The organism is Pseudomonas eutrophicaquae (assembly GCF_023544715.1).
Taxonomy (GTDB): Bacteria; Pseudomonadota; Gammaproteobacteria; order Pseudomonadales; family Pseudomonadaceae; genus Geopseudomonas.
In genome coordinates this window covers 1-1,121 of record NZ_JAMJEZ010000056.1, presented here as the reverse complement: position 1 = coordinate 1,121, position 1,121 = coordinate 1, and the positions used below count along the sequence as shown (strand labels likewise).

1 protein-coding gene and 1 pseudogene are annotated in these 1,121 nt (G+C 59.3%); both read right to left on the bottom strand.

Going from position 1 to position 1,121, the window contains the following annotated elements; translation table 11 throughout:
* On the bottom strand, positions 1-640 hold a 640-nt coding region (locus MXC11_RS12105; RefSeq protein ID WP_250010423.1), incomplete at its 3' end, for a cbb3-type cytochrome c oxidase subunit I.
* 346 nt (positions 641-986) lie between these two features.
* Positions 987-1,121: pseudogene (locus MXC11_RS12100) on the bottom strand (cytochrome C oxidase Cbb3); the annotation flags it as partial.

Genomic DNA, 1,121 nt, shown 5'->3' with positions numbered 1-1,121 from the left:
AGAAGCCCACCGCGTTGTGGCCGTACCACCACTGGATCATCGCATCGGTCGCGCCGCTGTAGATCGAGTAGGACTTGAAGGCAGTGACCGGGATTTCCATGCTGTTGACGATGTGCAGCAGCGCGGTGACCAGGATGAAGGCGCCGAAGAACCAGTTGCCCACATAGATGTGCTGGGACTGACGCTTCATGATGGTGCCGAAGAACACCAGGGCATAGGTGACCCAGACGATCGCCAGCAGGATATCGATCGGCCATTCCAGCTCGGCGTACTCCTTGGTGGAGGTGTAGCCCTGCGGGAGGGTGATGACCGCCAGTACGATCACTGCCTGCCAGCCCCAGAAGGTAAAGGCGGCGAGCGAGTCGGAGACCAGGCGGGTCTGGCAGGTGCGTTGTACAACGTAGTAGGAGGTGGCGAACAACGCGCAACCACCGAAGGCGAAGATCACCGCGTTGGTGTGCAGCGGACGCAGACGACCAAAGCTGAGCCACGGGGTGTCGAAGTTCAACTCCGGCCACACCAGCTGGGCAGCGATGAAGACGCCGAGACCCATTCCTACTATCCCCCAGATCACCGTCATAATGGCGAACTGGCGGACCACCTTATAGTTATAAGCAGTCTGACTGATTGCTGTACTCATTGCAGGGGTTCCACGGTTAATGGACTTTTCGGGACAAAAAACGGCGGCAAGTATGGAGAAAGCAGGTAGGCATTGCAACGCAACACCTTGTTACCAAGGCGCGCGGCTCTGCACGGAACCTGCCCGGTCCGGCTGTCGTTTTCGCGGTGCGCAGACAGCCATCCCGAGCAGATGGCTGTAAATCGTGATCGCGTTGCTTTTATAGGAGGGTGCGACCGACTGACAGGGTATTCCCCTGCGCGGCTGCTGTGAAGAAAACTTCAGGCGGGGTGCGACACTTTGTCACCGAGACCGTGGTCGTATTTCGCAAACAGGCGCAGCGCTTTGCACGCTGCGCCCGTGTAGGTCACTGGCGACCCTGTTGCGACAGGCTGTAGACGTAAGCAGCCAGCAGGTGGACTTTATCTTCGCCGAGCAGGTTCTGCTGTGCCGGCATCACGCCGGCACGGCCGTGACGCAGGGTCTGCTGAACCTGGGCGAA